Below are 23,076 nucleotides of genomic sequence, written 5' to 3' on the forward strand. Positions count from 1 at the left end.
ACTCAAACAGTCAAACGAATCTACAACTGTTTACCCGACGGCCGAACCCCGTGCGAACCCGTCAGGGATAGTCGTGGACGTACCGCACGTAGCGGCGCTTGACCCACGACGCGCTCGCCGCATAGCCGACGAGGACCACGGCCAGCCAGACCGTGTACGTGATGGGCAACGGCTGCATGCCCAGTACGCCGGCCAGCGGACTCGACGGCAGCGCCAGACCGACGGCGGCCGCCAGACAGGACGCGAGGACCAGCACGGTGACGGGACGCTGGGACCGCCACGGTGCGGCTCGACCTCGCAGCACCATGACGATGAGGAGCTGGGACAGCAGCCCCTCCAGGAACCAGCCGGTCCGGAAGAGCCCGGACGACGCGGCGCCGCCGAACCACCACCAGAGTGCGGCGAAGGTGGCGACGTCGAAGATCGAGCTGAGCGCCCCGAAGATGATCATGAACCCGACGAGTCCATCGGACCGCCAGCGCCGTGGGGCGCGCAGGTAGTCGGCGTCGACCCGATCCCACGGCAGGGTCAGTTGAGCGCAGTCGTAGAGGAGGTTCTGTACGAGCAACTGGGTGGGCAGGATCGGCAGCATGGGCAGCAGCAGCCCGGCGACGATCACCGACAGCGCGTTGCCGAAGTTCGAACTGGCCGTGATGCGCACGTATTTCATCGTGTTGCCGAGCGTGCGCCTGCCCTCGACCACACCCTCGGCGATCACTCGCAGGTCGGAATCCAGCATGATGAGGTCCGCTGCCTGCTTGGTCGCTGCCGACGCGGTGTCCGCGGCAATGCCGACGTCGGACAACCGCAGTGCGCCAACGTCGTTCACGCCGTCGCCCACGAAGCCGACCGTCGTCCCGTCTCGTCGCAGCGCGGCGACCACGCGCGCCTTCTGGGACGGCGACACCTCGGCGAAGATCGACGTGGTGTGAGCGACGGCCTGCAGTGCGTCGTCGTCGAGGTCGTCGAGGTCCTCACCCACCAGGACCGCGGTGGTGGCGATGCCCACCTGGTGGGCGGTGTGCATGGCCACGGTCCGCGCGTCGCCGGTGATCATCTTCAATGCCACGCCGAGGTGCGAGAGCTCTTCGATCGTGCCGCGGGCGCCGGCCCGGACCGGATCGACGAATGCGACGAAACCGGCCAGTAGCAGGTCGTGTTCGTCGTCGTCGGAATGACGCTCCAGGCGTCTGGGGAGATCGCGGACGGCGACGGCGAGCACCTGCATGCCGACGCCGCGGTAGTCGGCGACCAGGCCCTCCACCTCGCTGCGCCGCGCTTCGTCGATGGCGACGGCGGCGCCGTCCACCCACATCGCACTGCAGCACGACACGACGACGTCGGCATCGCCCTGACAGATGATCTGATGACCACCGGTGGGGGAGGTGACGACGACGCTCGCGCGGCGGCGGCGATGGTCGAACGGGATCTCGGCGACCAGTCGCCGCTGCGGGCCGGGCTCGTCCACCATGGTCTCGGATACGAAGGCGATCGCATCGTCGAACCGGCCGCCGGTGATCTCCGAGCACGACGCCGCGGCGACGGCGAGTTCGGCGGCCAGGCCGTCCGGGCGTCCGCAGGCGTCGACGCCGTGGGCGTACACCACCCGGTCCTCGGTGAGCGTTCCTGTCTTGTCCACGCAGAGCACCTCCATGGCGCTCAGGTCTTGAATGGCGTTGAGGCGGTGGACGATCACGTCCCTGGCGGCGAACCGGGTGGCGCCGCGGGCGAGGGTGGTGGTGACGAGGACCGGCAGCATCTCGGGCGTGAGGCCGACGGCGACGGTGACCGCCAGCGCTGCCGCGTGTGACCACTGCCCGTCGTGAATGCCGCGGACGACGAACACCACCGGCGCCATCACCAGCATGAATCGCACCAGCGTCCAGCCGACCGAACGGACGCCACGGTCGACGCTCGATCGACGATCGTGCCGAATGCCGTTGCGGCGCACGGAACCCGAGTACGTGCGCCACCCGGTTCCGATCACCAGTCCCGTGGCACTCCCTGCGACCACGGTGGTACCGGCGAAGCACAGCCGCGGGTGGGCGACGACGGCCAGCGTCGGTGCCGGATCCGCACTGCGGGCGGCCTTGCCGACCGGCAGGGTCTCACCGGTGAGCATCGATTGATCGACGCTCAGTCCCGTCGCGGAGATGATGCGGACGTCCGCGGGAACGACGTCACCGGCCTGCAGCAGCACCACGTCGCCGACGACGATCTCGGTCACGGGTGCCTCGCGCACGACGGGCATCGCGTCCTCGGCGCTGCGCCGGCGCACCGTGGCCGTCGCCGGCTCCGGGGCGCACAGGGCGGCAACGGCCCGCGCCGCGCGTCCGTGCTGCCAGGCTCGCAGTGAGCCCGCACCCACCACCATGACCGCGACGGTGAGGGCTCCTCGGGCATCCCCGAGGAAGCCGAACACCACGCCGAGCGAGCCGAGGAGGAAGACGAACGGGCTGCGAACCGCCGTCAGCAGGGTGGCGGGCCACGACTGTCGGCGATCCTGCGTGCTGACGTTCTCGCCGAATCGCGCCAGCCGATCGACGGCCTGTTCCTCGGTCAGTCCGCGCGGTGAGCTATCGGCTGCCTTGAAGAGCGCGAATTCCGAGGCTGCCGCGCTGTCCTGGAGCGCGTCGATCCCCGAGGCCAGTTCGACGCCGATGGCCGCAGACGAGTCGACCACTATGCGCCCGCTCCCGACCCACGTTCGCACACTTGCATAATCGTCGTCGACAGATCAGGCTGGACCGAGCCAGGAAAGGATCCCACGTGCCCCCAGCCCGAGCCGGCAACGCCTCCGCGCAGGCGCTCGGACCGGAGTTGTTGCAAGACTCCTCGAGCATGTTCGCGATGCTGGCGACCCCCGTTCGCGTCCACATCCTGTGGCTGCTGGCGCACGGCGGCCAGGACGTCGGCACGTTGGCCGAGAACACCGGACAGACGCTGGCGACCGTCAGCCACCACCTGGGCAAGCTGAAACTGGCCGGACTGGTCCGCGACCAGCGCGATGGCAAGCGCCGCATCTACGTCGCCGCCGACCCCGACGTCGTCGAGCTGGTCGTCGGCGTGATCCAGCGCAAGTTGGCCGACCAGAAACGCAGCAGCCGCCGTCGGCGGGCCTGACCTCGACACCCGTGACACTCGATCCACGGATGCGAGTATCAGGGGATTCCCTGCAGCTTTCCTGAGGACGTGCCGTCAGTCGGCTTCCCGCGTCTCGCACCGTCGGCCGGGCGGGCCGATCGCCCGCGACACCTGGGCGGCATGCGATGACGTCGAACCGTGATCTCGCCGTACCGTGTGTCAAGGTAGCTTTGTCGGACGTTAATACGAACATTTGAGCGTTCGATCGACGACGCGGTGGAGGAGGCGCCCGGTGACACTCGCGCGTGCCGGCGTGGGCCTCTTCTCCGCCGCGGTACTGGCACTGTCTGGAATGGGCTGGTGGACAACCGATCACGCGCTCAGCGGCATGACCATCTCGCAGGCACTGGGGCTGACGTCACCACGTTCCAACGGCGGGGCGATGAACGTCCTGCTGATCGGGTTGGATTCGCGGCGGGATCAGCAGGGCAACGAGCTGCCGCAGGAGATACTCGACCAGTTGCACGCCGGGGACTCCGACACCGGCGGGTACAACACCAACACCCTGATACTGGCGCACCTGGATGCCGACAACAAGGTGACGGCGTTCTCCATCCCGCGTGATGACTACGTGGCGGCCGACGGCATACCCGGATATGACCACATCAAGATCAAGGAGGCCTACGGGCTGGCCAAGGCCAATGCCGAGCAGGCCCTGGTGGACCAGGGGGTCGGGGACCAGGAGGAGCTGGAGCGCAAGGGACGCGAGGCCGGCCGCGCGGCCACCCTCCGCGCGGTGCGCGATCTGACCGGCCAACCCATCGACTACTTCGCCGAGGTCAATCTCGCGGGATTCTACGACCTCGCATCGGCGCTCGGTTCGATCCAGGTGTGTCTGAATCATGCCGTCTACGACGACTTCTCGGGTGCCGACTTCCCCGCCGGCCCGCAGAGTCTCGACGCGTCACAAGCCCTCGCGTTCGTCAGGCAGCGCCACGGGCTGGACAACGGCGACCTCGACCGCACCCACCGGCAGCAGGCGTTCCTGGTGTCGGTGCTGCGGCAACTACAGGACGGGGGCGCGGTCACCGACATGAGCAAGTTCAACGCCCTCGTCGACGTCGCCAAGCGCGACGTCGTCCTCTCCAGCGGATGGGGTCCCGCACAGTTCGTCCGCATCAGCGCGATCGCCGGAAGCAACGTCACGTTTCAGACGCTCCCGGTGCTGCGGTATGACTCCGTCGACGGCCAGGACGTCAACATCGTCGATCCGGCCGCGATCCGGGCCGAGGTCGCGGCGGCGTTCTCCGGTGCCGCGGCGAGCTCGACGCCTCGACCGAAGCCGTCGAGCACCGTCGACGTGATCAACGCCGGGGACACCTCGGGGCTGGCAGGCACCGTGTCGCAGTGGCTGAGCGAACAGGGGTATGCCGCAGGAGAGGTACGCAACGCCGAGGCGGGCGAGCCCACCTCGACGGCCATCGGCTACGGCGACGGGGCCGGTGGCGACGCCGACGCCCTGGCGAAGCTGCTGAACGTCACCGGCCCGGTCCAGGCCGACCCGGCGCTGGGCGCCGGGCACGTCCGCGTGGTGCTGGGACCAAGCTTCACGCTGCCCGCCGACATCGATTCTGCGCCACCGTCAACGGTGTCGGCGGCCAGCGTCGACGGGACTGCCCCCACCGACGCTCCGAACCAGGGCCAGCCGGTCGACGGCCACGGCATCCCGTGCGTCGACTAGCGGCGATCAGGTACTTCCCGGCCGCAGACGCCTCGTAGCGGTCGTCCAGACTCACCGGTGACCATGTGCGACAACCCTTTTCAGCTGCGAGATCCGGCGCCGCACACGTCACGTCCACTCGGTGGCGACAGCCGTCGTTCGCTCGGACGGGCCGTAAAGCATTGACTACCAATGGATTCAGCAACCTGCCAGGTTCGACTTCTTCAGTTTGAATTCAGATTGATCGGTCAACATCGTGCTCAGCGAACCCGCAGCGATGCCGATGGCAACCGCTCACCCTTCAGCAGAGAGACGGCCATGACCCTGGTGACACTGGACGCCGTCCTGATCCTTCCGCCGCCACTGCGCCGCCTGGCGGTGGACCACAGCAGCCGGCTGGCCGACGCGATGGAGGCGCACGGCGGGGCGTGCTTCCGGCTCGGCGCCGACTTTCCCGACCGCGTCGACGGCCCCTGCGAACCACACGTGTCGCTGTTCATGATGGCCGTCGAGGACCACGAGGTGCCCAAGGTGGCCCGCGCGGTGGCCGAGGCCGCGCAGACGGTCGGACCCGTGTCGGCGACGGCCGTCGAGTATCGCCACAATCACGAGGGTGCGCCCGAGGTCTTCTTCGCCCGGTCCGACGAATTCCGTGACGTGCAGCGCGCGGTGGTGGCCGGGGCAGAGCCGCTGCGCGGCGGGCGGCTGCGTGAATTGGGCCCTGGCGGTGAGAGATTGGCCGACATCGTCGCCGACCCCGATCCCGAGGACCCGGCGCGGGTCCGCCAGCTGCGTCGGTACGGCTTCGACGACGTCTCCGACGAACTCGACGACCGGTTCGACCCGCACGTGACGTTGACGTGGCCGCGTGACGAGACGACCCGCGTCGATCTGGGCCTGCTGCCGCCGGTCGCGGACTTCAACGGGGTGCTGACCGATCTCGCCCTGTTCGGAATGAGCCCGAACGGCACCTGCACCACCCGCTACGGTTCCTGGACGCTCACCGGCGGTCGGCGATGACGACGACCGACAGCCCGGAGCTGAAGCGCTCGCTGTGGGCCCTGGACGGGGTCAACTTCTTCCTCGCCGACGTCCAAGCCGGCCTCGGGCCGTTCCTCGGGGTCTACCTCATCAACAAGGAGACGTGGAACCCGGCGAACATCGGGCTCATCCTGACCCTCGGCGGGGCCGTCGGCCTGCTGCTCAACGCCCCGGCCGGCGCGTTGATCGACGCCACCCGGCACAAGCGCGCCCTGCTCGCCGGGGCGGCGGCGCTGACGTCCTTCGGCACGTTCATCGTCACGTTGAAGCCGACGTTCGCCATCGTGACCGCCGCTCAGCTGCTTACGGGGATCGCCGGGGTGGTGCTCGGCCCGGTGATCGCGGCCATCGCCCTGGGCATGGTTGGACCCAAGCGCTACGCGTCGCAAACCGGCCGCATGCAGGCCTTCAACCACGCGGGCAACGTGATGGGCTCGGCGGTGGCGGGGTTGGCGGGCTACCTCATCAGCCTCAAGATGGGCTTCTGGCTGGCGAGCCTGTTCGGCATCTTCGTCGTGCTGGCGACCATGCTGATCAAGTCGAACCTCATCGACGACGACGTGGCCCGCGGTCTGCAACCCAAGGACGACGGCGGCGACGACAAGCCCTCGGGGTTCCGGATGCTGCTGCGCAACCGCCCCCTGCTGCTCCTGGCGGCGGTCGTCGGGCTGTGGCAGCTGGCCAACGCTGCGATGCTGCCGATCACCGGTCAGAAGCTCGCGGTCGGCAACACCGGTGACGGCGCCCTCTATCAGGCCGCGCTCATCATCGTCGCCCAGGTCGTGATGATCCCGATGGCTCTGCTCGTCTCGAAGCGGGGCGACCAGTGGGGCCGAAAGCCGTTGATGGTGGCGGCATTCCTGGTCCTACCCATCCGCGGGGTGCTCTTCGTGCTGGCCTCCAACCCGGGGGAGGTCATCGCGGTGCAGGCTCTCGACGGCATCGGCGCGGGTCTGCAGGGTGCGCTCTTCGCGATCATGGTCGCCGACCTGACCCGCGGCAGCGGACGCTTCAACGTCGCCTTCGGCGCGGCCACGATGGTGCAGGGCATCGGTGGAACCTTCAGCCCGGCTCTCGCCGGGGCGATCGACCAGGCGTTCGGTTACACCACCGCGATGCTGTCGCTCACGGCGATCGCGATCGTCGCGTTGGGCCTATTGGTGTTCACTGTTCCCGAGACGCGGACACCCGCCCAGGAGCCACCGGAGACCGTCGACGCCGAGTCCTCGCCCAGCCCGGTCGGCTGACGACGGCATCAGGACGTCGTTTCCCCTGGGCAGGGCGCTGCCCGCTGCATTGTCCGCACCACGATCGGATCGACCTTGATACACAACTGGCTGGTGTGGGGCATCGCGGCCGTGGCGACACTGGGCGTGATCCTGCGGCCGCGCGGCTGGCCGGAGGCGATCTGGGCGGTGGCGGGGGCCCTGGCGCTGGTGGTGTGTCGGCTGCTGCCCGTCGGCGACGCGTGGGCGGGCGTGCTGAAGGGCAGCGACGTCTACCTCTTCCTGATCGGCATGATGCTGATGTCGGAGGTCGCCAGGAAGGAGGGGTTGTTCGACTGGCTGGCGGCCATCGCCGTGCGGGCCGCGCGTGGCTCGCCCACGCGGCTGTTCCTGCTGGTCTACGTCGTGGGCACGGTCGTCACGGTCTTTCTGTCCAACGACGCGTGCGCCGTCGTCTTGACGCCTGCGGTGTACTACGCGACCAGAGCCGCGAAGGTGCAGAATCCGCTGCCCTACCTGCTGGTGTGCGCGTTCATCGCCAATGCCGCGAGCTTCGTGCTGCCGATCTCGAATCCCGCGAACCTGGTGGTCTTTGCGCAGAACATGCCGCCCCTGACCCGTTGGCTCGCGATCTTCGGCCTGCCCTCGGTGCTGGCGATCGTCGTGACCTTTGCCGTGCTGCGCCTGACCCAGCGGAGCGCGTTGAACGACGAAACCGTGGCGACGACGGTCGAACTCCGGACCCTCTCTCGCACCGGCATGCTCGCCGGCTTCGGCATCGTGGCGACCGGCGGCGTCCTCATCACCGCCTCGGCGCTCGGACTCGACCTCGGTTTGCCCACCTTCGTCGCCGGCCTCGCGACGACGGTTGCCGTGCTGCTGGTGAAGCGCGGCGGCGCCGTCGAGATCGTCAAGGACGTCTCCTGGAGCGTCCTTCCCCTCGTGGCGGGGCTGTTCGTGCTGGTCGAAGCGCTCGAGAAGACCGGCGTCCTGCAGAGCCTGGCCGACGTCCTGCAGCATGCGGCCGCCGCCAGTGTCACCGCGGCCGCCTGGGCTGCGGGGGCCGTGGTGGCGGTGTCGTCGAACCTCGTGAACAACCTGCCCGCCGGTCTCATCGCCGGGGCCGCGGTACACGGCGCGCAGGTCTCGGAGAAGGTGTCCGGCGCCATCATGATCGGCGTCGACCTCGGACCCAACCTGTCCGTCACGGGCTCACTGGCCACCATTCTCTGGCTCACCGCGATCCGGCGGGAGGGGCTCGACGTCAGCGCGTGGCAGTTCTTGAAGATCGGTGCCCTGGTGATGCCGCCGGCGCTCATCACGGCCCTGGGCGCTCTGCTCCTACCCTCGATACTCGCGCACTGAGGAGGCGTTCGTGACGGCCTCGCTGCTCTATCCGTTTATCCTCGTCGCCGGAGTGCTTCAGGCACTGGGCAATTCGATGAATGCACGGTTGCGCGACCGGCTGGTCAATCCGTGGTTGGCGGCCACGGCGTCCTTCCTCCCGGTGGTCTTCCTGTTCGCCACCCTGTTCATCGCGCTGCCGACGCCGCTGCCGAACGCGGAGTCGATTCGCGGAATGCACTGGTATTCGGCCCTCGGCGGCGTCGCCGGTGCGGTGGCGGTGTTCGGCGGGCTCCTGTTCGTGGACAGGGTGGGCGCCGGCCCGTTCAACGGGCTGGCCATCACGGGCAACATCCTGACCTCACTGGCGATGGATGCGTTCGGCGTATTCGGTTTGCACCGTTCGGGTTTCAAGGCGATGTCCTGGCTCGGCGGCCTCCTCATGGTGGTGGGCGTCGTCCTCGTCGCCCGATCGAGTGGCACGAGGTCGCAGGACCGCGGCGGCGGGCTCGGTGCCACGGCGCTCTATCCGTTCATCCTGGTGGCCGGTGCCTGCCAGGCACTGGGAGCGGTGCTCAACGCCGAATTGCGTGGCGCGCTGGTCAACCCGTGGCTCGCGTCGACGGCGTCGTTCCTCCCGGTGACCTTCATCATGGCGCTGATGTTCATCCTCCGTCCCACTCCACTGCCGCGTCGAGACGACGTCGAGGGGGTCCGCTGGTGGATGCCGCTGGCCGGAATCGCCGGCGGCGTCGCGGTATTCGCCGGTCTCCTGCTCGTCGACAAGGTGGGGGCCGGGGCCTTCAACGGCCTCCTGATCACCGCCAACCTGCTGGCGTCGATCATCCTCGACCACTTCGGCTGGCTCGGCATGAAGAAGGTCAGGGCGGGACCTCAGCGCCTGATGGGTGCGGCCGTGATGATCGCGGGCATCCTGCTCATCTCGGTGACCTAGCAGCCCCACGCCCGTCACCGCGTCGTGCGGCCCGCCAACCGATGTCGAGGATCCCGACCTCGATGTTCGGGGTGCCTAACTCCTCGAATTCGACTGTCCGAACGCAGATGTCAGGACAGTGCGACGAAATACGCTGCCCGGATGGTGCGTACCGTGTTCCTGGTACACGTCCACGCCATGACGTACAGCGTCGCCGCGCCTCGTCATGACGGGCCCACCCAACGTCGTTCGGCCCGTTCCACTTCGGGCGGTGGCCCGACCTGCACGAGGAGAACGTCCGGTGACGGCACACGACAGCAGCGCGACGTCGACCAGCGATTCGTCGCCATGGCTGATCCTGGCGCGCTCGGTGGGCATCGCACTGGTCTGCATCATTCCGGCTCTGGTGGTGCGCGGCATCGGCTTTCATCCCACGCCGCTGCTGTCCCTGCTGATCTACGGGGCTGCGGTCGTCGGTGCCAGCTTCCTGCTGGCGTGGGCCGCCGAGGCCGCCCAGATCGACGTGTCCGGTGGCTTGGCCATCGCCGTCCTCGCGCTGATCGCCGTCCTCCCCGAATACGCCGTGGACCTGTACTACGCCTACACCTCTGGTCACGACGCCGCCTACGTCCAGTTCGCCGCGGCCAACATGACCGGTTCCAATCGGCTGCTGATGGGCCTGGGCTGGCCGGTCGTGGTCCTCATCGCCGTCGCCGTGGCAACCAAGGCAACGGGTACGAGCGTCCGCAGGCTCACCCTCGAGCAGAGCAATCGCGTGGAACTTGGCTTCCTGCTCGTCGCCGGAATGGCCGCGTTCCTGATCCCCGCCACCGGCCGCATCCACCTGATCTTCGGCGTGGCTCTGCTGGCCTGGTTCGGCTTCTACCTGTTCAAACTCACCCGAGGCGACGTCGAAGAACCCGACCTCATCGGTGCTGCGGCTGCCATCGGCGGCCTGCCACGGCGGGCCCGTCGCTTCACCGTGGTGACGATGTTCGTCGCGGCGGCAGCGGTGATCCTGCTGTGCGCCGAACCGTTCGCCAACAGCCTCATCGCCGCGGGCACCCAGTTGGGCATCGACCAGTTCCTCCTCGTGCAGTGGCTCGCGCCGCTCGCTTCGGAGGCTCCCGAATTCATCATCGCCATCATCTTCGCCGCGCGCGGCAAGGGCACCAACGCGATCGCCACGTTGATCTCCTCGAAGGTCAACCAGTGGACGCTGCTCGTCGGATCCCTGCCGCTGGCGCATCTCGCCGGCGGCGGTGGCACCTCGCTGGTGCTGGACCAACGCCAGGTCGAGGAGATGCTGCTGACCGCGACGCAGACCCTGATGGGCGTCGCGATGATCTTGGCGCTGAGCTTTCACCGCTACGCCGCCTGGGCCCTGCTGACCCTGTTCGTCGTTCAGTTCCCGATCACCTCCACCACCGGACGATTGATCCTCTGCGGGCTCTATACTGCGATCGCTCTGGGCGCCCTCGTCGTGAATCGCCGCCATCTGCTGCCCACCCTAAGGGCGCCGTTCACCGACGACACCACCCGCTTCGGTGCCCTGCCCGACCCCGGCCGACATCGGCACTAGCGCCGCCGCAAGAGCTTTCGCATCGCGGTCGCACGCGCATCCCGGGGCGCCTGCCTCTCGACCCGCACGATGCGACCACGCGACACCAGCTCACCCGTCACCGCGACCCCGCACGCCTGGGACAGCAGCAGCGAAATGAGCACCAGGACTTGGACTGCCCCGGCCTGCGCGGCGGAACCGGTGGCCAGCAGCACCCCGACGAACGCGCCCGGCAACGTGACCAGACCCGCAGTGCGCGTCTGATCCAGGTTGGGGAGCAGGGAGTCCGAGAGCGGTCGCTCCATGACCTCCATGCGCGAGTCTCGTTCGGAGAGGCCAAGACTCAGCGCCGCCTCGACCTCGCCAGCACGCAGGCTCAGCGCGTCGAGGGCGCGCCGCGCGGACACGGAGGAGGCCGTCATCGTCCCGCCCAGCACGATGCCGAAGACCGGAACGAGGGCGACGCCGGTCAGCGGCACCACGCCCGACAGCAGGAGCAACGGGATGACCGCGGCCATGCCGGCCGCCACGGACAGTGCCAACCAGGCAGAGCCGCGGGTGGCCTCGCTGCGGCGGGCCGCGGTCACCGACGCCACCGCGAACATCACGGCCAGTACCAGCAGCGACGACCACAATCGGGACAACGCGACAGCCAGCACGGTCGCGACCGCCGCCAGCTGGATCGCCGCCCGCACCGCGGCCACCGGAGCGGGCCACCACGAGCCCCGCAAGGGGAAGCGCGAGACCAGGGCCGCCGCGACGACCATCACGACGCAGACGATGACCAGACCCGGGCCCAGGATGGGCTCGGCGTTGCTCACCATGACGCCGACCGCCCAGCGTCCGTGACGCTGGCGTCAACGGGACCACGGTTTGGACGGCGACGTTCGGTGCAGCGCACGGGATCACGCTAGCCGAGGACGTGCGCCGCGGGTGTGATTCAGATCCGGCGCACGTGAATGGTTTGGGTGACGTCGAGTCGGGCTATCTAACTCTTGTCGTCGGCAACTAAGAGAACTGCCGAATTCATCGACTACCAATGCATTTCACTCAGGAGCAACAATGTCTGCAAAGTTTTGGTGGACCGCTGCCGCCGCGGCGACCGTGGCCATCACACCCCTCGTCGCCGCGCCGATGGCCGCCGCCGACGACTCGAACTGCGCCGTCGACAACACCGCGACGGTGTGTCAGTCCGACGGCAGTGCCGCCATCGTGGCCACGCCGCCCCAGGTCGGCGACGGCGCGCAGAACGGCCCCTACGGCCCCGCCGGTGACACCGCCCCGGTCGGCGGAAATGGCCTGTAAGAACATGAGTTCGCGGGTGTGGGCAGCACTGTCGGCGGCAGTACTGGTGTCCACCGGCGCGGCGTGGACGGGGCTCACCGCCCCGTCCGCGCGCGCAGACGCGGACACGGGTTGCTCCGACGTCACGCTCGTCTTCGCGCGCGGCACCTTCGAGGCGCCCGGCGCGGGCGCCGTGGGGGATGCCCTCACCCAGTCGCTGACCGGCCGCCTCGGCGACCGCACGCTGCAGGTGCAGCCGGTCGACTATCCCGCCTCCCTCGACTTCGCCCGCGCCGCTGACGGAGTTCTCAACGCGCGCAACGTCATCCAGTCCACCGTCGCTCGCTGCCCACACACCGCGATCGTCCTCGGGGGGTACTCCCAAGGCGCCGCGGTGGCGGGGTACGTCACCGCCGATGCGGTGCCGGACGGGTACGTCGCGCCCGATGGCATGACCACTCCGTTGGCGCCGGAACTCGCACGGCACATCGCGGCGGTGACGCTGTTCGGCACACCGTCGCCTGGGGTCCTCGGACTGCTCGACCACGATGCGCCGCCCCTGACGATCGGGTCGACCTTCGTGGGCAAGACCGTGCAGTACTGCGCCGACGGCGATCCCATCTGCGCCCCGGGCGGCACCGACCGGGCGGCCCACAGCGCGTACAAGGTCAATGGCATGACCGACCAGGCCGCCGACTTCGTCGTCGGCAAGCTGGGGCGCGCCGACGGTCGCGGACGTGAATCCACGCCGGTCGCGCAACTGGCGGGAGCAGTGAACGCGAATTGACGTAGCGCGCCAATCATGTTGGCGTGCAACGTGATTAGCCGTACTGGACCTGGCGCTTCCAACGCCGCTCGGCCCGCCGGACCACCAGGGGGTCCGGCGGGGTGCTTCAAACACCCGCCAGCCGGGTACTACGAGGAACATCATGTCGGCGCACACCACCCACACCGCTCGCCGCGGTGACCTCTGTCAAACGACGCAGGCCACCCCGGAGGCGGTCGGCGCCCTCACCGAGTCGACCCGCCGATGGCTGGCGGACACGGTGCGCATCGACGCCGAACGCCACGCCGACATCGCCCTGGCCACCTACGAGGCTCTCTCCAACTGCGCAGATCACGCCTACCGCGACCACGCCACCCGGGGCACCATGACGCTGCGCGTCAGCCACGACGGCGGGGAGGGAGTGGTGCGGATCTGCGTCACCGACGAGGGCCGCTGGATCGACCCCGCCGTCCTCGCCACCAGCCGCGGCCGGGGCATGATCCTGATGAGGGCACTCGCCGACGACTTCACCGTCGACGGTCGCGACGACGGAACCACGGTGTGCCTGCACTTCCACCGCTGCCCCGCGCTGCGCCTCACCGACGCCGAAGCCACCGCATGATCATTCCAGCGCACCTCTTCCCACCGCCGTGTACCGCGTCGGATTCGTACCGATGACGGGTCCGGCGGCCACCGAGGACGATCCTCGCGGCGTGGCGATCAGCGAGCGCGACGACGGCGACGCCACGATCCTGAGCGTGGGTGGCAACGTGGACATGGCGGCAGCACCGGCCCTCGCCAGGCAGGTGGGGACGGTCCTGCGTCGGCGCCCTGCGGTGTTCATCATCGATCTGAGCAAGGTGAACTTTCTGACCACCGCCGGGATGAGCATCCTCATGCAGGCGCAGTACCGCAGCCAGGAATTCGACGTCCAACTACGGGTCGTCGCCACCGGCCCGATGACCGCACGTCCCATGCAGCTCTTGGGCATCGACGATCTGCTGGACATGTACCCCACCCTGGACGCTGCTCTGCACCTGCACCACGATTGACCCTGCAAGGCAGGAGTTCTCGGTCTGACCCTTGCGGGAAACGGTGCGCGGCCCAGGACTACGTCCAGGGCCGCAACGAGGACGCCACCTCGGCAACGTCCTCCCTGAAGCGCTGCCATCGCCGCGCCCGATCCTCGGCCGTGTCGGCACGCCCAACGCCCAGCAGCACCCTGTTGAGGGTCTTCCTCCAGTTGCGAGAAGGCGGCGGGCTGGCCTCGTCGCGGGTCTCCTCGTCGGGAGGCTTCGCAGTCATCGCAAGCCTTTGGTCATCGACTCAACGTACCCCGCTTCCGCCCTAGGTGTCGGCCAGACAGTCGACGAACACGTCCTCGACCGCGAACTCCCGCGTGGTGATGCCCTGTTCGTGGTGGTAACGCAAGATCGCCTGCAGCGCAGCGCGATTCGCCGCGATGCCGTAGGGCCACCAGTCTTGCCCCAGCGCCCTGCGGTCGTCGGCGAGCAGCTTGCTCAGCCAGGGGATCATCGTCTGCATGTTGTTGAACGTCATCCCGCGGATCAGCCGCTCTGCCGCCGCGTCCTTGGCCGAGCAGAACCCGCGGTAGACGGCGCGGACCACGTCGGGATGGTCGACGGCGAGCTCGCGGCGGACGACGACCGCGTGCATGATCGGGAAGATGCCGGTGCGCCGGTGGTATTCGCGTTCGACGTCGTCGTAGTCCTCGAAGAGCCGTCGCACGTGGGGAGACCCCCGCAGGACGCACTCGGGGACGTCGGCGGACATCAGCGCGTCGATGGCACCGGACTCCAGCATCCGTCCGAGATCCTCGTCGGGACCGGCTTGGCGGACGTCGACCTCGGCTGGATGAGGGGTGGCGACGAAGTCGATGGGGTTCAGCGGAAAGTCGATACCGCCGACGACCCAGCGGCATTGGTCCGGGGTCAGGCCGAACTCGTCGGAGAGGATGCCCTTGGCCATGATTCCGGCGTCGTGTCCGTAGACGGCCAACTCCCCGACGGTCTTGCCGGCCAGATCCTGCGGACGCCGAATTCCATTGTGCGCGTTGACGAAGATGGCCGAATGTCGAAATGCGCGTACGGGGAACACCGGGATCGCCAGGAACGGCGGATCGTCGACCTCCATCAAGCGTAGGAAGTAGGTCATGCCCAGTTCCGAGACGTCGTAGGCCCGGTCGCGGATCATCGCCTCGAAGACGTCGGTCACGATTCGCCCGCCGTGAAACCGGGCGTCGACGCCGTCGATCTGCACGGAGCCGTCGACCAGGGCCTGCGTCCGGTCGTAGTCCCAGAATGCGATGTCGAGTGTGTGGTTCATGGCACGCCCTTCCGTCGTCACCGGCCGTGCGTTCATCGTCGTGGGTAAGCGCAGCCCGGCGCCAAGACCGGTTGGGACGGGCCGATACCGCGTCGGCATCGACACTGGTGACAGGGTCGAGTCGTCACCGCTCGTCGGAGAAGACGTCGGACGCCACGTCGATGAACGCCTGGATCGCGGGATCGTGCATCGGGGTCCTCCAGGCCACCACGAGGTGGCTCGGTGGGCGATCGTCGACCGGCAGCAGGGTGAGTCCCTCGGGCAGCTGTTGATCGAGCGGCGCCAGGGCGTAGGTCCCGTTCCACATCACCGACTGCAGGCATTCCTGGATGGTGCGCATGACCGGGCCCGCCGTCGCGTCCGGGGCGACCGTCCAGTACCGGCACCACAGGTCGTCGGTGCCGGTCGGCAGCCGGACCCAGGTGCGGTCGGCCAGTTCGGCCACGCGCACGGACTCGCGCCCGGCCAGCGGATCGTCGTCGCGCACGACCATGCCCACCGCTTCGGTGCGCAGCCGATGGGTACTGATCCCGTTGTCCGCGAACGGCGTTCGCGTCACCGCGACGTCCACGAGGTGGGATCGCAGTCCGGCGGAGGGGTCGCCGAGGTCGACTTCGTGGATGGAGATGCCGATCTCCGGGTGACGTCGTCGGAACTCGTCGACCAGGACGCGACCGAGCCGTTCGGCGGCGTCGGCCAACGTGCCCACGACCAGATGGCGCGCTCCAGCGGCGGCCAGCACCTGGTGCTCGAGACGGTCGACCTGCTCCAGCACCGCGCGAGCGCCGTCGTACAGGGTGGTTCCCGCCGCGGTCAGCGTGATTCCGCGGAGCGTGCGTTCCATCAGGACGACGCCGAGGTGCTCCTCGAGTTGGCGGATGGCGCGACTCAGCGGGGGCTGCGTCATGTGCAGCCGGCTTGCTGCGCGCCCGACGTGTCGTTCCTCCGCCACGGCCACGAAGTACCTCAGCAGGCGAAGGTCCATGGCCTTCGACGGTAGCAACGCGCCCACGGGTGCGACATGCGTCGCGGGACCGTCAGGCGTTGGTGCCGCCGTCGACGGTGAGGCTCGCACCGGTGATGTACCCGGCCTCCGGACCCGCGAGGAACGCCACCATCGGGGCGATGTCCTCGACGTGGCCGTAGCGCTTGAGCGCGGTTGCCGCCAATTGCGGTTCCGCCCACTCGTCGTCGGCGGGATTGAGGTCGGTGTCGATCGGGCCGGGCTGCACGTTGTTGACGGTGATGCCCCGCGGTCCCACTTCACGAGCCAACCCCTGGGTGAACATCTTCACCGCACCCTTCGTCGCCGAGTAGGTGACGAGGCCGGGTGTCAGCATCCGCTCGCCGACGCACGATCCGATCGAGATGATGCGCCCCCCATCGGGTAGGTGCCGAAGTGCCGCCTGGGTGGTGACGAACAGGCCACGGACGTTGAGGTCGAGAACCAGGTCGATCTCCTCGATCGTCGTCTGCTCGAACGGTTTTGGGATGGCAGTGCCCGCGTTGTTGACCAGGATGTCGAGCCGTCCGTAGGCGTCGACCACGCCGTCGACCGCGGATCGCACGGCAGCGGGATCGGTGGCGTCGGCCTGGAACGCGACGGCCCGTCCGCCTGCCGCCTCGATGGTCTCGACGACGCGAGCAGCGTCCTGGGCGCCCTTCGAGTAGGTGATCGCGACACTGGCGCCGTCGGCGGCGAGACGCACGGCGATGGCCGCGCCGATCCCGCGCGAGGCCCCCGTGACGAGGGCGACCTTGCCGGTCAGGTCGGGCATGGCGGTCCTCCGTAACTCGGTGACGGGTGGCTGAGGGGTGCTCGACATGACGCTAGGTGCCCCCACGGGCTGCGACAAGGTCTTTCGAGGCTGGGGGCATATCTTGGAGGCATGGGAGCCGTGGAGCTGCGACACCTTCGCTACTTCGTCGCGGTCGCCGAGACGGGCAGCCTCACCGAGGCCGCGCAACGACGTCTGCACACCTCGCAACCCTCACTCAGTCGCCAGATCCGCGACCTCGAGCGTCAGGTGGGAGTCGAGCTGCTCAGCCGCAGCGCACGTGGGGTCGAGGTGACGGAAGCGGGACGGGTCTTCCTGGATCACGCGCGGGCGGTACTGGTTCAGGTCGACGCGGGAGTCCAGGCGGCGCGCGCCGCCGCGCACCCGGTCCGGCGGAGCTTCGGCATGGGCTTCCTGACCGGACTGGAGGTGACGTGGTTGCCCCTGGCGATGCGCGCGCTGCAGGATCAGTTGCCCGACATCCAGGTCGCGGTGTCCAGCGACTACTCACCCCGCCTCGGCGAGGCACTCACCCGTGGCCGGATGGACGTGGCCTTCATGCGCCCCGAGCCGGACTATCCGCTGGAGTACGTCGTGGTGGACCGCGAGCCGCTCGTCGTGCTGATGCCGCGCGATCACCGCCTCACCGCGTGTGACGCGATCGCCCCCGAGGAACTGGCGGGGGAGACCTTCATCGGCGGGGCGAACAAGGCCGGCGTGTTGCGGACGGTCACCGAGGACTATCTGCGCCGCTGCGGGGTGGACGTCAGCCTGGACCACGGCGTGGACAACATCGCCATGGCCCTGTCGCTGGTCGCGTCGACCCGCGGCCTGGCACTCATGCCCGCCTATGCCCTGAACCTCCTCCCGCACGCCGTCGTCAGCCGCCCACTGGTAGGTCAGCCACCCACGATCGACGTCGCGGTGGGGTATCACCGAACCAATACCTCTCCGGTGCTGAAGACGTTCCTGTCGCGACTCGTCGCCGTCACCGCGTAGGCGTCGCCCCACCCCCGGGGTGCGCGCCCGAGGTTCGGCGATGGCACCGGCGGGGCGTATGGTGTGTGCCGTGAACATCGGTGCGCGCGGCATGTGGCGCTTTATCCCGGCTCCGGGCGGAGCCGCGGACGAGGCGCAGTAGCCAGCACGCCACCACCCCCACCCGGAGCCCAGCAGTGACCACCAGGTCACTGCTTTCGTCATTTCAGGGCATCCGGCGCGGCTGTCCTGAGCACCCCTCGGAGACAGAGAGCCCGCATCCATCGTGACCATCACCCAGCATCCCGACGTCGTCGAACCCACCGGCGTCGAACCGACCCGCGACCAGCGCATCGTGTCCTTGCGACCGTTGCCCACCCCGGCGCGGATCCGCGCCGAACTCCCGCTGTCCGCCGCGGCCGCGGACGACGTGCGGCGCCATCCTCTCGGGCGCGGACGACCGTCTCCTCCTGATCGTCGGGCCGTGCTCGGTGCACGATCCCGTCGCGGCCATGGACTACGCACGACGGCTGGCTCCGCTGGCCGAGGCCCACGCCGACCGGCTCAAGATCGTCATGCGGGTGTACTTCGAGAAGCCGCGCACGACGGTCGGGTGGAAGGGACTCATCAACGACCCCGGGATGGACGGCAGCTTCGACGTCGAGCGTGGGCTGCGCACCGCGCGGCGTCTGCTGCTGGACATCGGCGCGCTGGGCCTTGCCGTCGGATGCGAATTCCTCGAACCGACCAGCCCGCAGTACATCGCCGACACCGTCGCGTGGGGCGCCATCGGGGCCCGTACCACCGAGTCGCAGGTGCACCGGCAACTCGCGTCGGGGCTGTCCATGCCCGTCGGATTCAAGAATGGCACCGACGGCAGCGTCGGGGTCGCCATCGACGGCGTCACGGCAGCAGCCGCCGGGCACGTGTTCTTCGGCATCGACGATCAGGGCCGGGGCACCGCCGTGCGCACCGCGGGCAACCCCGACTGCCACGTGATCCTGCGGGGCGGCTCGACCGGTCCCAACCACGATCCGGCGTCCGTCGCCGCCGCCGTCGGACGGCTGAGCGCCGCCGGGTTGCCGGGACGTCTCGTCGTCGACTGCTCGCACGCCAATTCCGGCAAGGATCACCGCCGCCAAGCGGACGTCGCCGACCAGCTCGCTGCCAGGATCGCGGCGGGGGAGCGCGGCATCGCCGGGCTGATGCTGGAGAGCTTCCTGGTCGCCGGGTCGCAGCCGCTCGGCGGCGAGCTGCGCTACGGGCAGTCGGTGACTGACGAGTGCATGGATCTGGCGACCACCGCGGACGTGATCGGGCGGTTGTCCGATGCCCGCGGGCGTCGGCCGTTTATCCGGACCGTCTGCGGGTAGGTCAGTGTCACGATGACGGCATCCCCTGACGACAGCGCAGCAGCCGGCGGCCACACCGGCTGGCTGCCACCGGTGCTCCCCGCCGACGTGATCGAGGCGCGCGGTGACCACCTGGTCGACGTCGCCGCGCTCGGAGCGCGCGGCGTGGTCGAGGTGCACACGGCCGAGCACGGGATCCTGGCGGTCGGCATGACGCCGCAGGGCGTCCCGTTCGCCGTGGGCGACGTCTGCCGCCACCAATTCGCCAGGCTCGGCCGCGGCCGGGTCACCGACGACGGATGTCTCGAGTGTCCTTGGCACCGAGCACATTTCGACGTCGAGGACGGCACCATGCGCAGCGGCCCCAAGGGCCTGCTCTTCGGCATCGCACCGTACTCGAAGGCCGTCCGCGCGGTCGCCAACCGGTTCACCCTGAGCACCCATCCGGTCGAGGTCGTCGACGGCGCGATCCGGCTGACGTCCGGCAGCTGACGGAAGCGGCCCCACGGATCGCCTTCTCGACGCCACTCGGAGGGGGTAGGGTGGGAACCGTCCAGTCTGGACACGCCGTTTAGTGCAAAGCGGATTCAAGGCACCGCAACGCTTCTGGTGTTGCGCGCTACGGCAAATCGCCGGTTCCGTCCTACGGCGGATTGGCACGTCGCTCGTTCGACGTGCCCCCGGACGCCTGTGAGGGGTCCTCCGTGAATGCTCTTTCGACCACCACGACAACCCGCCCCGGCTATGTCAACGACGAATTCGCCGACGTCATGGACATGTTCGCGGGACTGCACTGCGACATCCCCGAATCGCGCGAGGTTCAGCGCCAACGCGAGCTCATCTTCGACCGCTGCCTGGCTCTGGCCGACCGCATCGCCCGCCACTACGGCGGGCGGGGCGAGGACATCGAGGACCTCACCCAGGTGGCCCGGCTCGGACTGGTGAAGGCGGTCAACCGATTCGATCCCGCCAAGGGTTCGCACTTCGTCGCCTTCGCCATTCCCACCATGATGGGCGAGGTGCGACGGCACTTCCGCGACCACGGTTGGTCGATGCACGTCCCACGCCGGCTCAAGGACCGCCACGGCGACATCGCCAGGGCGACCGTGGACCTGACCCAGACGCTGGGTCGGGCGCCCAGTGCCGGCCAACTCGCCGAAGTCCTCGGGCTGAGCCGCGAGGACATCGTCGACAGCATGCTGGCGGCCGAGGCGTACCGGGTGCATTCGATCGATGCCCCGCTCTCCGGAGGAGACTCCGCGCCGCGGATGGTCTCCGACACCATGGGCTCGGTCGACGCGGGCTTCGACAGGATCTGTGACCTCGAAACCGTCCGGCCACTGCTGGCGGCGCTTCCCGAGCGCGAGAAGACGGTGCTCTACCTGCGCTTCTTCGACTCGCTGACGCAGAGTCAGATCGCCGAGCAGATCGGGGTCTCCCAGATGCACGTCTCGCGGATCCTGGAACGGACGCTTCGGCAACTGCGCGAACAGCTTTAGCCGCCGGTATTGATTCGTCTGCGTTTCGGTGGTTCGACGGTTGGGTTACGGGGCATGTGTGCGAGGACAGCTACTCACACACGACGGAGCACCGCAGTGACCACAGTCCTTCCTGGCGTCTACACCGACGACGCGTTCGCTCGTACCGAGGCAAGCGACGGCCCCGCGGCCATCAGCGTCGCGGACGGCGTCTATCGCCCGCAAGAGGATTCGGCTCTCCTCATCGACACGCTGCTCGACGCGGGACGCGCCGAGGGCAGTCGTGTCGCCGACCTCTGCTCGGGAAGCGGCGTCGTCGCGCTGGCCGCAGCCGCCCAGGGCGCTGCCTCGGTGGCCGCCTTCGAACGCAGCCCGCGGGCCGTCATGTGTGCGCGGGCCAACGCCGCCGCGGCCGGAGCCAACGTCCGCGTTCACCGCGGATCGTGGACCCGCGCAGCCGAATTCGCCCCGTTCGACGTGATCACCTGCAATCCGCCGTACGTTCCCTTCGCCGAGGATGCCGACGATCGTCAGATCCCGCGTGCGGCCGGACCCGACACCGCATGGAACGCCGGTCGTGACGGACGCCAGGTGCTCGACCCCCTGTGCGAGAGCGCTCCGGACCTATTGGCCGCTGGCGGAACGATGTTCATCGTGCACTCCGAGTTCGCCGATGCCGACCGCACCGTCGGCGGCCTGCGCGCCGGTGGTCTACACGCCGAAGTCGTTGCCGAACAGTGGATTCCGTTCGGTCCGGTGCTGACCGCCAGGGCGCACTGGCTGGAACGGGTGGGTCTGCTCGAGGCGGGCAGGCGCGAGGAGCGCCTCGTCGTCGTCCGGGCGGATCGGGTCTGACGGGCTAGCTCGTCGCACCGTTGGGCCGGGTGCTGATCACGCGCTCGGCCACGTCGATCAGCTTGGTGTTGGCCTCCTGGCTGAGCTGGCGCAACATCTCGAATGCGCGCACGTCGTCGACGCCGAAACGCTCCATGATGACGCCCTTGGCCTGCCCGATGCGGTCGCGCGACAGGAGCGCGGCCTTGAGCTGTTGCTCCTGCTGAGTGGCGATGATCGCCGCTGCGGCGTGCGCGGCGAGCACCGTGCCGGTCGACTCGTCGTCGGCGGTCCAGTCCCTGGTCGCAAAGCCGAACAGGTTGAGCGCGCCGGCGGTTCGGTCACCGGTGTACAACTTGAACGAGATGCCGCTGAGCACGCCGATCTCGACGACGGCGGGGGAGTACTTCGGCCACCGCGTCTCGGTGCGGAAGTCCTCGGTCCGCACGACGGTGTCGGCCAGCGCGGCCTGCACGCAGGGCCCCTCGTCGAACGTCATCTGGAGGATGTCGAGCTGGTGGGGCAGCTCCGACGTCGTGGCCAGCGACTCGAACTCGCCGCGCTTCTTGATCAGGAGGATGCCCGCGGTGTCGACGCCGGGGATGAGCTCCACGGCGGCGGACGTGACCTCCGCCAGAACCGCGTCGAGGCTACGCTCTCCTGCCAGCGTTCTGGCCATCTCCGCCATGCGGACGGCGAGTTCGCGGTCAGCGAAGGGTGTCATGAACGGTGCGTTTGCCTTTCTCATCGTTGCTCTCGTCGTTGCTCGACGCCGCTCATTATGCCTTGGCCGCCGAGAGCGGCGGGCCAGGTTTGGCCCCGTCGACCCCGGGTAGGACCAACCGAACGACGAGGAGGTGGAGCGTGCCGGAACATCCGGGAGAAGTCGACAGCTCGCTGGTCGTCAGGCGGGAGACGGCTGCCTCACGAGCCCAGGTGTGGGCGGTGATCGCCGACGGCTGGACCTATTCGCAGTGGGTCGTCGGCAACAGCCGCATGCGCGCCGTCGATGCACACTGGCCCCAGGTGGGCGCCACGATTCGGCATTCGGTCGGCATCTGGCCGCTGGTGCTCGACGACGTGACGGTCGTGCTGGAGTGCCGTCCGCTGGAACGGCTGGTGCTGCTCGCCAAGGGTCGTCCGCTGGGCAAGGCGCGAATCACGTTGCGGCTCCTCGATCTCGATGACGGAGGATGTCGGATCGAGATGGCCGAGGTGCCCGTGGGCATACCGATGGGATGGGTGCCGAAACGTCTGGCGCTGGCCGCCGCGGTCCCTCGCAACCGGGAGTGCACGTGGCGGTTGGCGGCTCTGGCCGAACGCCGGGTGCCCGAGGCCGGTGACTAGCTC

The 23,076-nt window shown here is 68.8% G+C and carries 23 protein-coding genes and 1 pseudogene; 17 read left to right on the forward strand and 7 right to left on the reverse strand.

All coding sequences use genetic code 11. The features are described from left to right. Positions 1–61 precede the first annotated feature (61 nt). Positions 62–2,683: a magnesium-translocating P-type ATPase gene (gene mgtA / locus G6N60_RS09260; protein ID WP_197746926.1), complete on the reverse strand. Its 2,622-nt coding sequence runs from the start codon at positions 2,681–2,683 to the stop codon at positions 62–64. An 86-nt stretch (positions 2,684–2,769) separates the two neighbouring features. Between mgtA and G6N60_RS09265 the strand changes: the two genes are divergently transcribed. The 7 genes from G6N60_RS09265 (at position 2,770) to G6N60_RS09295 (ending at position 10,931) form a co-directional block, all read left to right on the forward strand. Next, positions 2,770–3,123, forward strand: a complete 354-nt coding sequence (locus G6N60_RS09265) for an ArsR/SmtB family transcription factor (RefSeq protein WP_246240512.1) — start codon at positions 2,770–2,772, stop codon at positions 3,121–3,123. 253 nt (positions 3,124–3,376) lie between these two features. Beyond that, the gene (locus tag G6N60_RS09270; protein ID WP_372511064.1) at positions 3,377–4,825 is read left to right on the forward strand and encodes an LCP family protein; all 1,449 of its coding nucleotides are present in this window, start codon (positions 3,377–3,379) and stop codon (positions 4,823–4,825) included. Between the two features lie 297 nt (positions 4,826–5,122). Next, positions 5,123–5,824, forward strand: coding sequence for a hypothetical protein (locus G6N60_RS09275; protein WP_163735621.1), 702 nt, complete (start codon positions 5,123–5,125; stop codon positions 5,822–5,824). Then, positions 5,821–7,092, forward strand: coding sequence for an MFS transporter (locus G6N60_RS09280; protein ID WP_163735625.1), 1,272 nt, complete (start codon positions 5,821–5,823; stop codon positions 7,090–7,092). The genes G6N60_RS09275 and G6N60_RS09280 overlap by 4 nt, the downstream gene beginning before the upstream one ends. 75 nt (positions 7,093–7,167) lie before the next feature. Continuing rightward, positions 7,168–8,436, forward strand: coding sequence for an arsenic transporter (locus G6N60_RS09285; protein ID WP_197746927.1), 1,269 nt, complete (start codon positions 7,168–7,170; stop codon positions 8,434–8,436). A 10-nt stretch (positions 8,437–8,446) separates the two neighbouring features. Next, positions 8,447–9,370 carry a DMT family transporter gene (locus tag G6N60_RS09290; RefSeq protein ID WP_163735627.1) on the forward strand — a complete coding sequence of 308 codons (924 nt, stop codon included), beginning with the start codon at positions 8,447–8,449 and terminating at the stop codon, positions 9,368–9,370. A 280-nt stretch (positions 9,371–9,650) separates the two neighbouring features. Then, a complete protein-coding gene (locus G6N60_RS09295; RefSeq protein ID WP_372511065.1) occupies positions 9,651–10,931 on the forward strand; it encodes a calcium:cation antiporter family protein in 1,281 nt (426 codons plus the stop codon). Here G6N60_RS09295 and G6N60_RS09300 read toward each other — a convergent pair. After that, complete coding sequence (locus tag G6N60_RS09300; protein ID WP_179969777.1) at positions 10,928–11,731, reverse strand: ABC transporter permease; 804 nt, start codon at positions 11,729–11,731, stop codon at positions 10,928–10,930. The genes G6N60_RS09295 and G6N60_RS09300 overlap by 4 nt on opposite strands. Positions 11,732–11,972: 241 nt before the next feature. Here G6N60_RS09300 and G6N60_RS09305 point away from each other — a divergent pair, with 241 nt between their 5' ends. The 4 genes from G6N60_RS09305 (at position 11,973) to G6N60_RS09320 (ending at position 14,012) form a co-directional block, all read left to right on the forward strand. Continuing rightward, positions 11,973–12,215, forward strand: coding sequence for a hypothetical protein (locus G6N60_RS09305; RefSeq protein ID WP_163735637.1), 243 nt, complete (start codon positions 11,973–11,975; stop codon positions 12,213–12,215). A gap of 4 nt (positions 12,216–12,219) precedes the next feature. Beyond that, positions 12,220–12,981: a cutinase family protein gene (locus tag G6N60_RS09310; RefSeq protein WP_246240514.1), complete on the forward strand. Its 762-nt coding sequence runs from the start codon at positions 12,220–12,222 to the stop codon at positions 12,979–12,981. A gap of 142 nt (positions 12,982–13,123) precedes the next feature. Next, positions 13,124–13,582 carry an ATP-binding protein gene (locus G6N60_RS09315; RefSeq protein WP_163735642.1) on the forward strand — a complete coding sequence of 153 codons (459 nt, stop codon included), beginning with the start codon at positions 13,124–13,126 and terminating at the stop codon, positions 13,580–13,582. 52 nt (positions 13,583–13,634) lie between these two features. Then, positions 13,635–14,012, forward strand: a complete 378-nt coding sequence (locus G6N60_RS09320) for an STAS domain-containing protein (protein WP_163735645.1) — start codon at positions 13,635–13,637, stop codon at positions 14,010–14,012. 58 nt (positions 14,013–14,070) lie between these two features. Here G6N60_RS09320 and G6N60_RS09325 read toward each other — a convergent pair whose 3' ends face one another. From G6N60_RS09325 to G6N60_RS09340, 4 genes are all read right to left on the reverse strand, one after another. Further along, positions 14,071–14,265, reverse strand: a complete 195-nt coding sequence (locus G6N60_RS09325; RefSeq protein ID WP_163735648.1) for a hypothetical protein — start codon at positions 14,263–14,265, stop codon at positions 14,071–14,073. A gap of 42 nt (positions 14,266–14,307) precedes the next feature. Further along, on the reverse strand, positions 14,308–15,306 hold the full coding sequence (locus G6N60_RS09330; RefSeq protein ID WP_163735651.1) for a type 2 periplasmic-binding domain-containing protein: 999 nt from the start codon (positions 15,304–15,306) through the stop codon (positions 14,308–14,310). Positions 15,307–15,430: 124 nt separating this feature from the next. Next, entirely contained in the window at positions 15,431–16,291 is an 861-nt protein-coding gene (locus G6N60_RS09335) for a LysR family transcriptional regulator (RefSeq protein WP_163735654.1), read from the reverse strand. 52 nt (positions 16,292–16,343) lie between these two features. Then, positions 16,344–17,084: an SDR family NAD(P)-dependent oxidoreductase gene (locus G6N60_RS09340; RefSeq protein WP_246240516.1), complete on the reverse strand. Its 741-nt coding sequence runs from the start codon at positions 17,082–17,084 to the stop codon at positions 16,344–16,346. Positions 17,085–17,195: 111 nt separating this feature from the next. Between G6N60_RS09340 and G6N60_RS09345 the strand changes: the two genes are divergently transcribed. From G6N60_RS09345 to G6N60_RS09365, 5 genes and pseudogenes are all read left to right on the forward strand, one after another. After that, positions 17,196–18,083 (forward strand): LysR substrate-binding domain-containing protein, encoded by an 888-nt coding sequence (locus tag G6N60_RS09345; RefSeq protein WP_197746928.1) that lies wholly within the window; start codon positions 17,196–17,198, stop codon positions 18,081–18,083. A gap of 271 nt (positions 18,084–18,354) precedes the next feature. After that, positions 18,355–19,435 (forward strand): annotated as a pseudogene (locus tag G6N60_RS09350) (3-deoxy-7-phosphoheptulonate synthase). A gap of 12 nt (positions 19,436–19,447) precedes the next feature. Then, positions 19,448–19,906 (forward strand): Rieske (2Fe-2S) protein, encoded by a 459-nt coding sequence (locus G6N60_RS09355; RefSeq protein ID WP_163735659.1) that lies wholly within the window; start codon positions 19,448–19,450, stop codon positions 19,904–19,906. Positions 19,907–20,118: 212 nt separating this feature from the next. Then, complete coding sequence (locus G6N60_RS09360; RefSeq protein ID WP_163735662.1) at positions 20,119–20,913, forward strand: SigB/SigF/SigG family RNA polymerase sigma factor; 795 nt, start codon at positions 20,119–20,121, stop codon at positions 20,911–20,913. A gap of 96 nt (positions 20,914–21,009) precedes the next feature. Further along, positions 21,010–21,747: a HemK2/MTQ2 family protein methyltransferase gene (locus tag G6N60_RS09365; protein WP_372511066.1), complete on the forward strand. Its 738-nt coding sequence runs from the start codon at positions 21,010–21,012 to the stop codon at positions 21,745–21,747. A gap of 4 nt (positions 21,748–21,751) precedes the next feature. On the opposite strand, the gene G6N60_RS09370 is transcribed toward G6N60_RS09365, so the two are convergent. After that, positions 21,752–22,450: a GAF and ANTAR domain-containing protein gene (locus G6N60_RS09370; protein ID WP_163735670.1), complete on the reverse strand. Its 699-nt coding sequence runs from the start codon at positions 22,448–22,450 to the stop codon at positions 21,752–21,754. 140 nt (positions 22,451–22,590) lie between these two features. Here G6N60_RS09370 and G6N60_RS09375 point away from each other — a divergent pair, with 140 nt between their 5' ends. Further along, positions 22,591–23,073 carry an SRPBCC family protein gene (locus tag G6N60_RS09375; RefSeq protein WP_163735673.1) on the forward strand — a complete coding sequence of 161 codons (483 nt, stop codon included), beginning with the start codon at positions 22,591–22,593 and terminating at the stop codon, positions 23,071–23,073. Positions 23,074–23,076 lie beyond the last annotated feature (3 nt).

Source organism: Mycolicibacterium madagascariense (assembly GCF_010729665.1).
Lineage (GTDB): Bacteria > Actinomycetota > Actinomycetes > Mycobacteriales > Mycobacteriaceae > Mycobacterium > Mycobacterium madagascariense.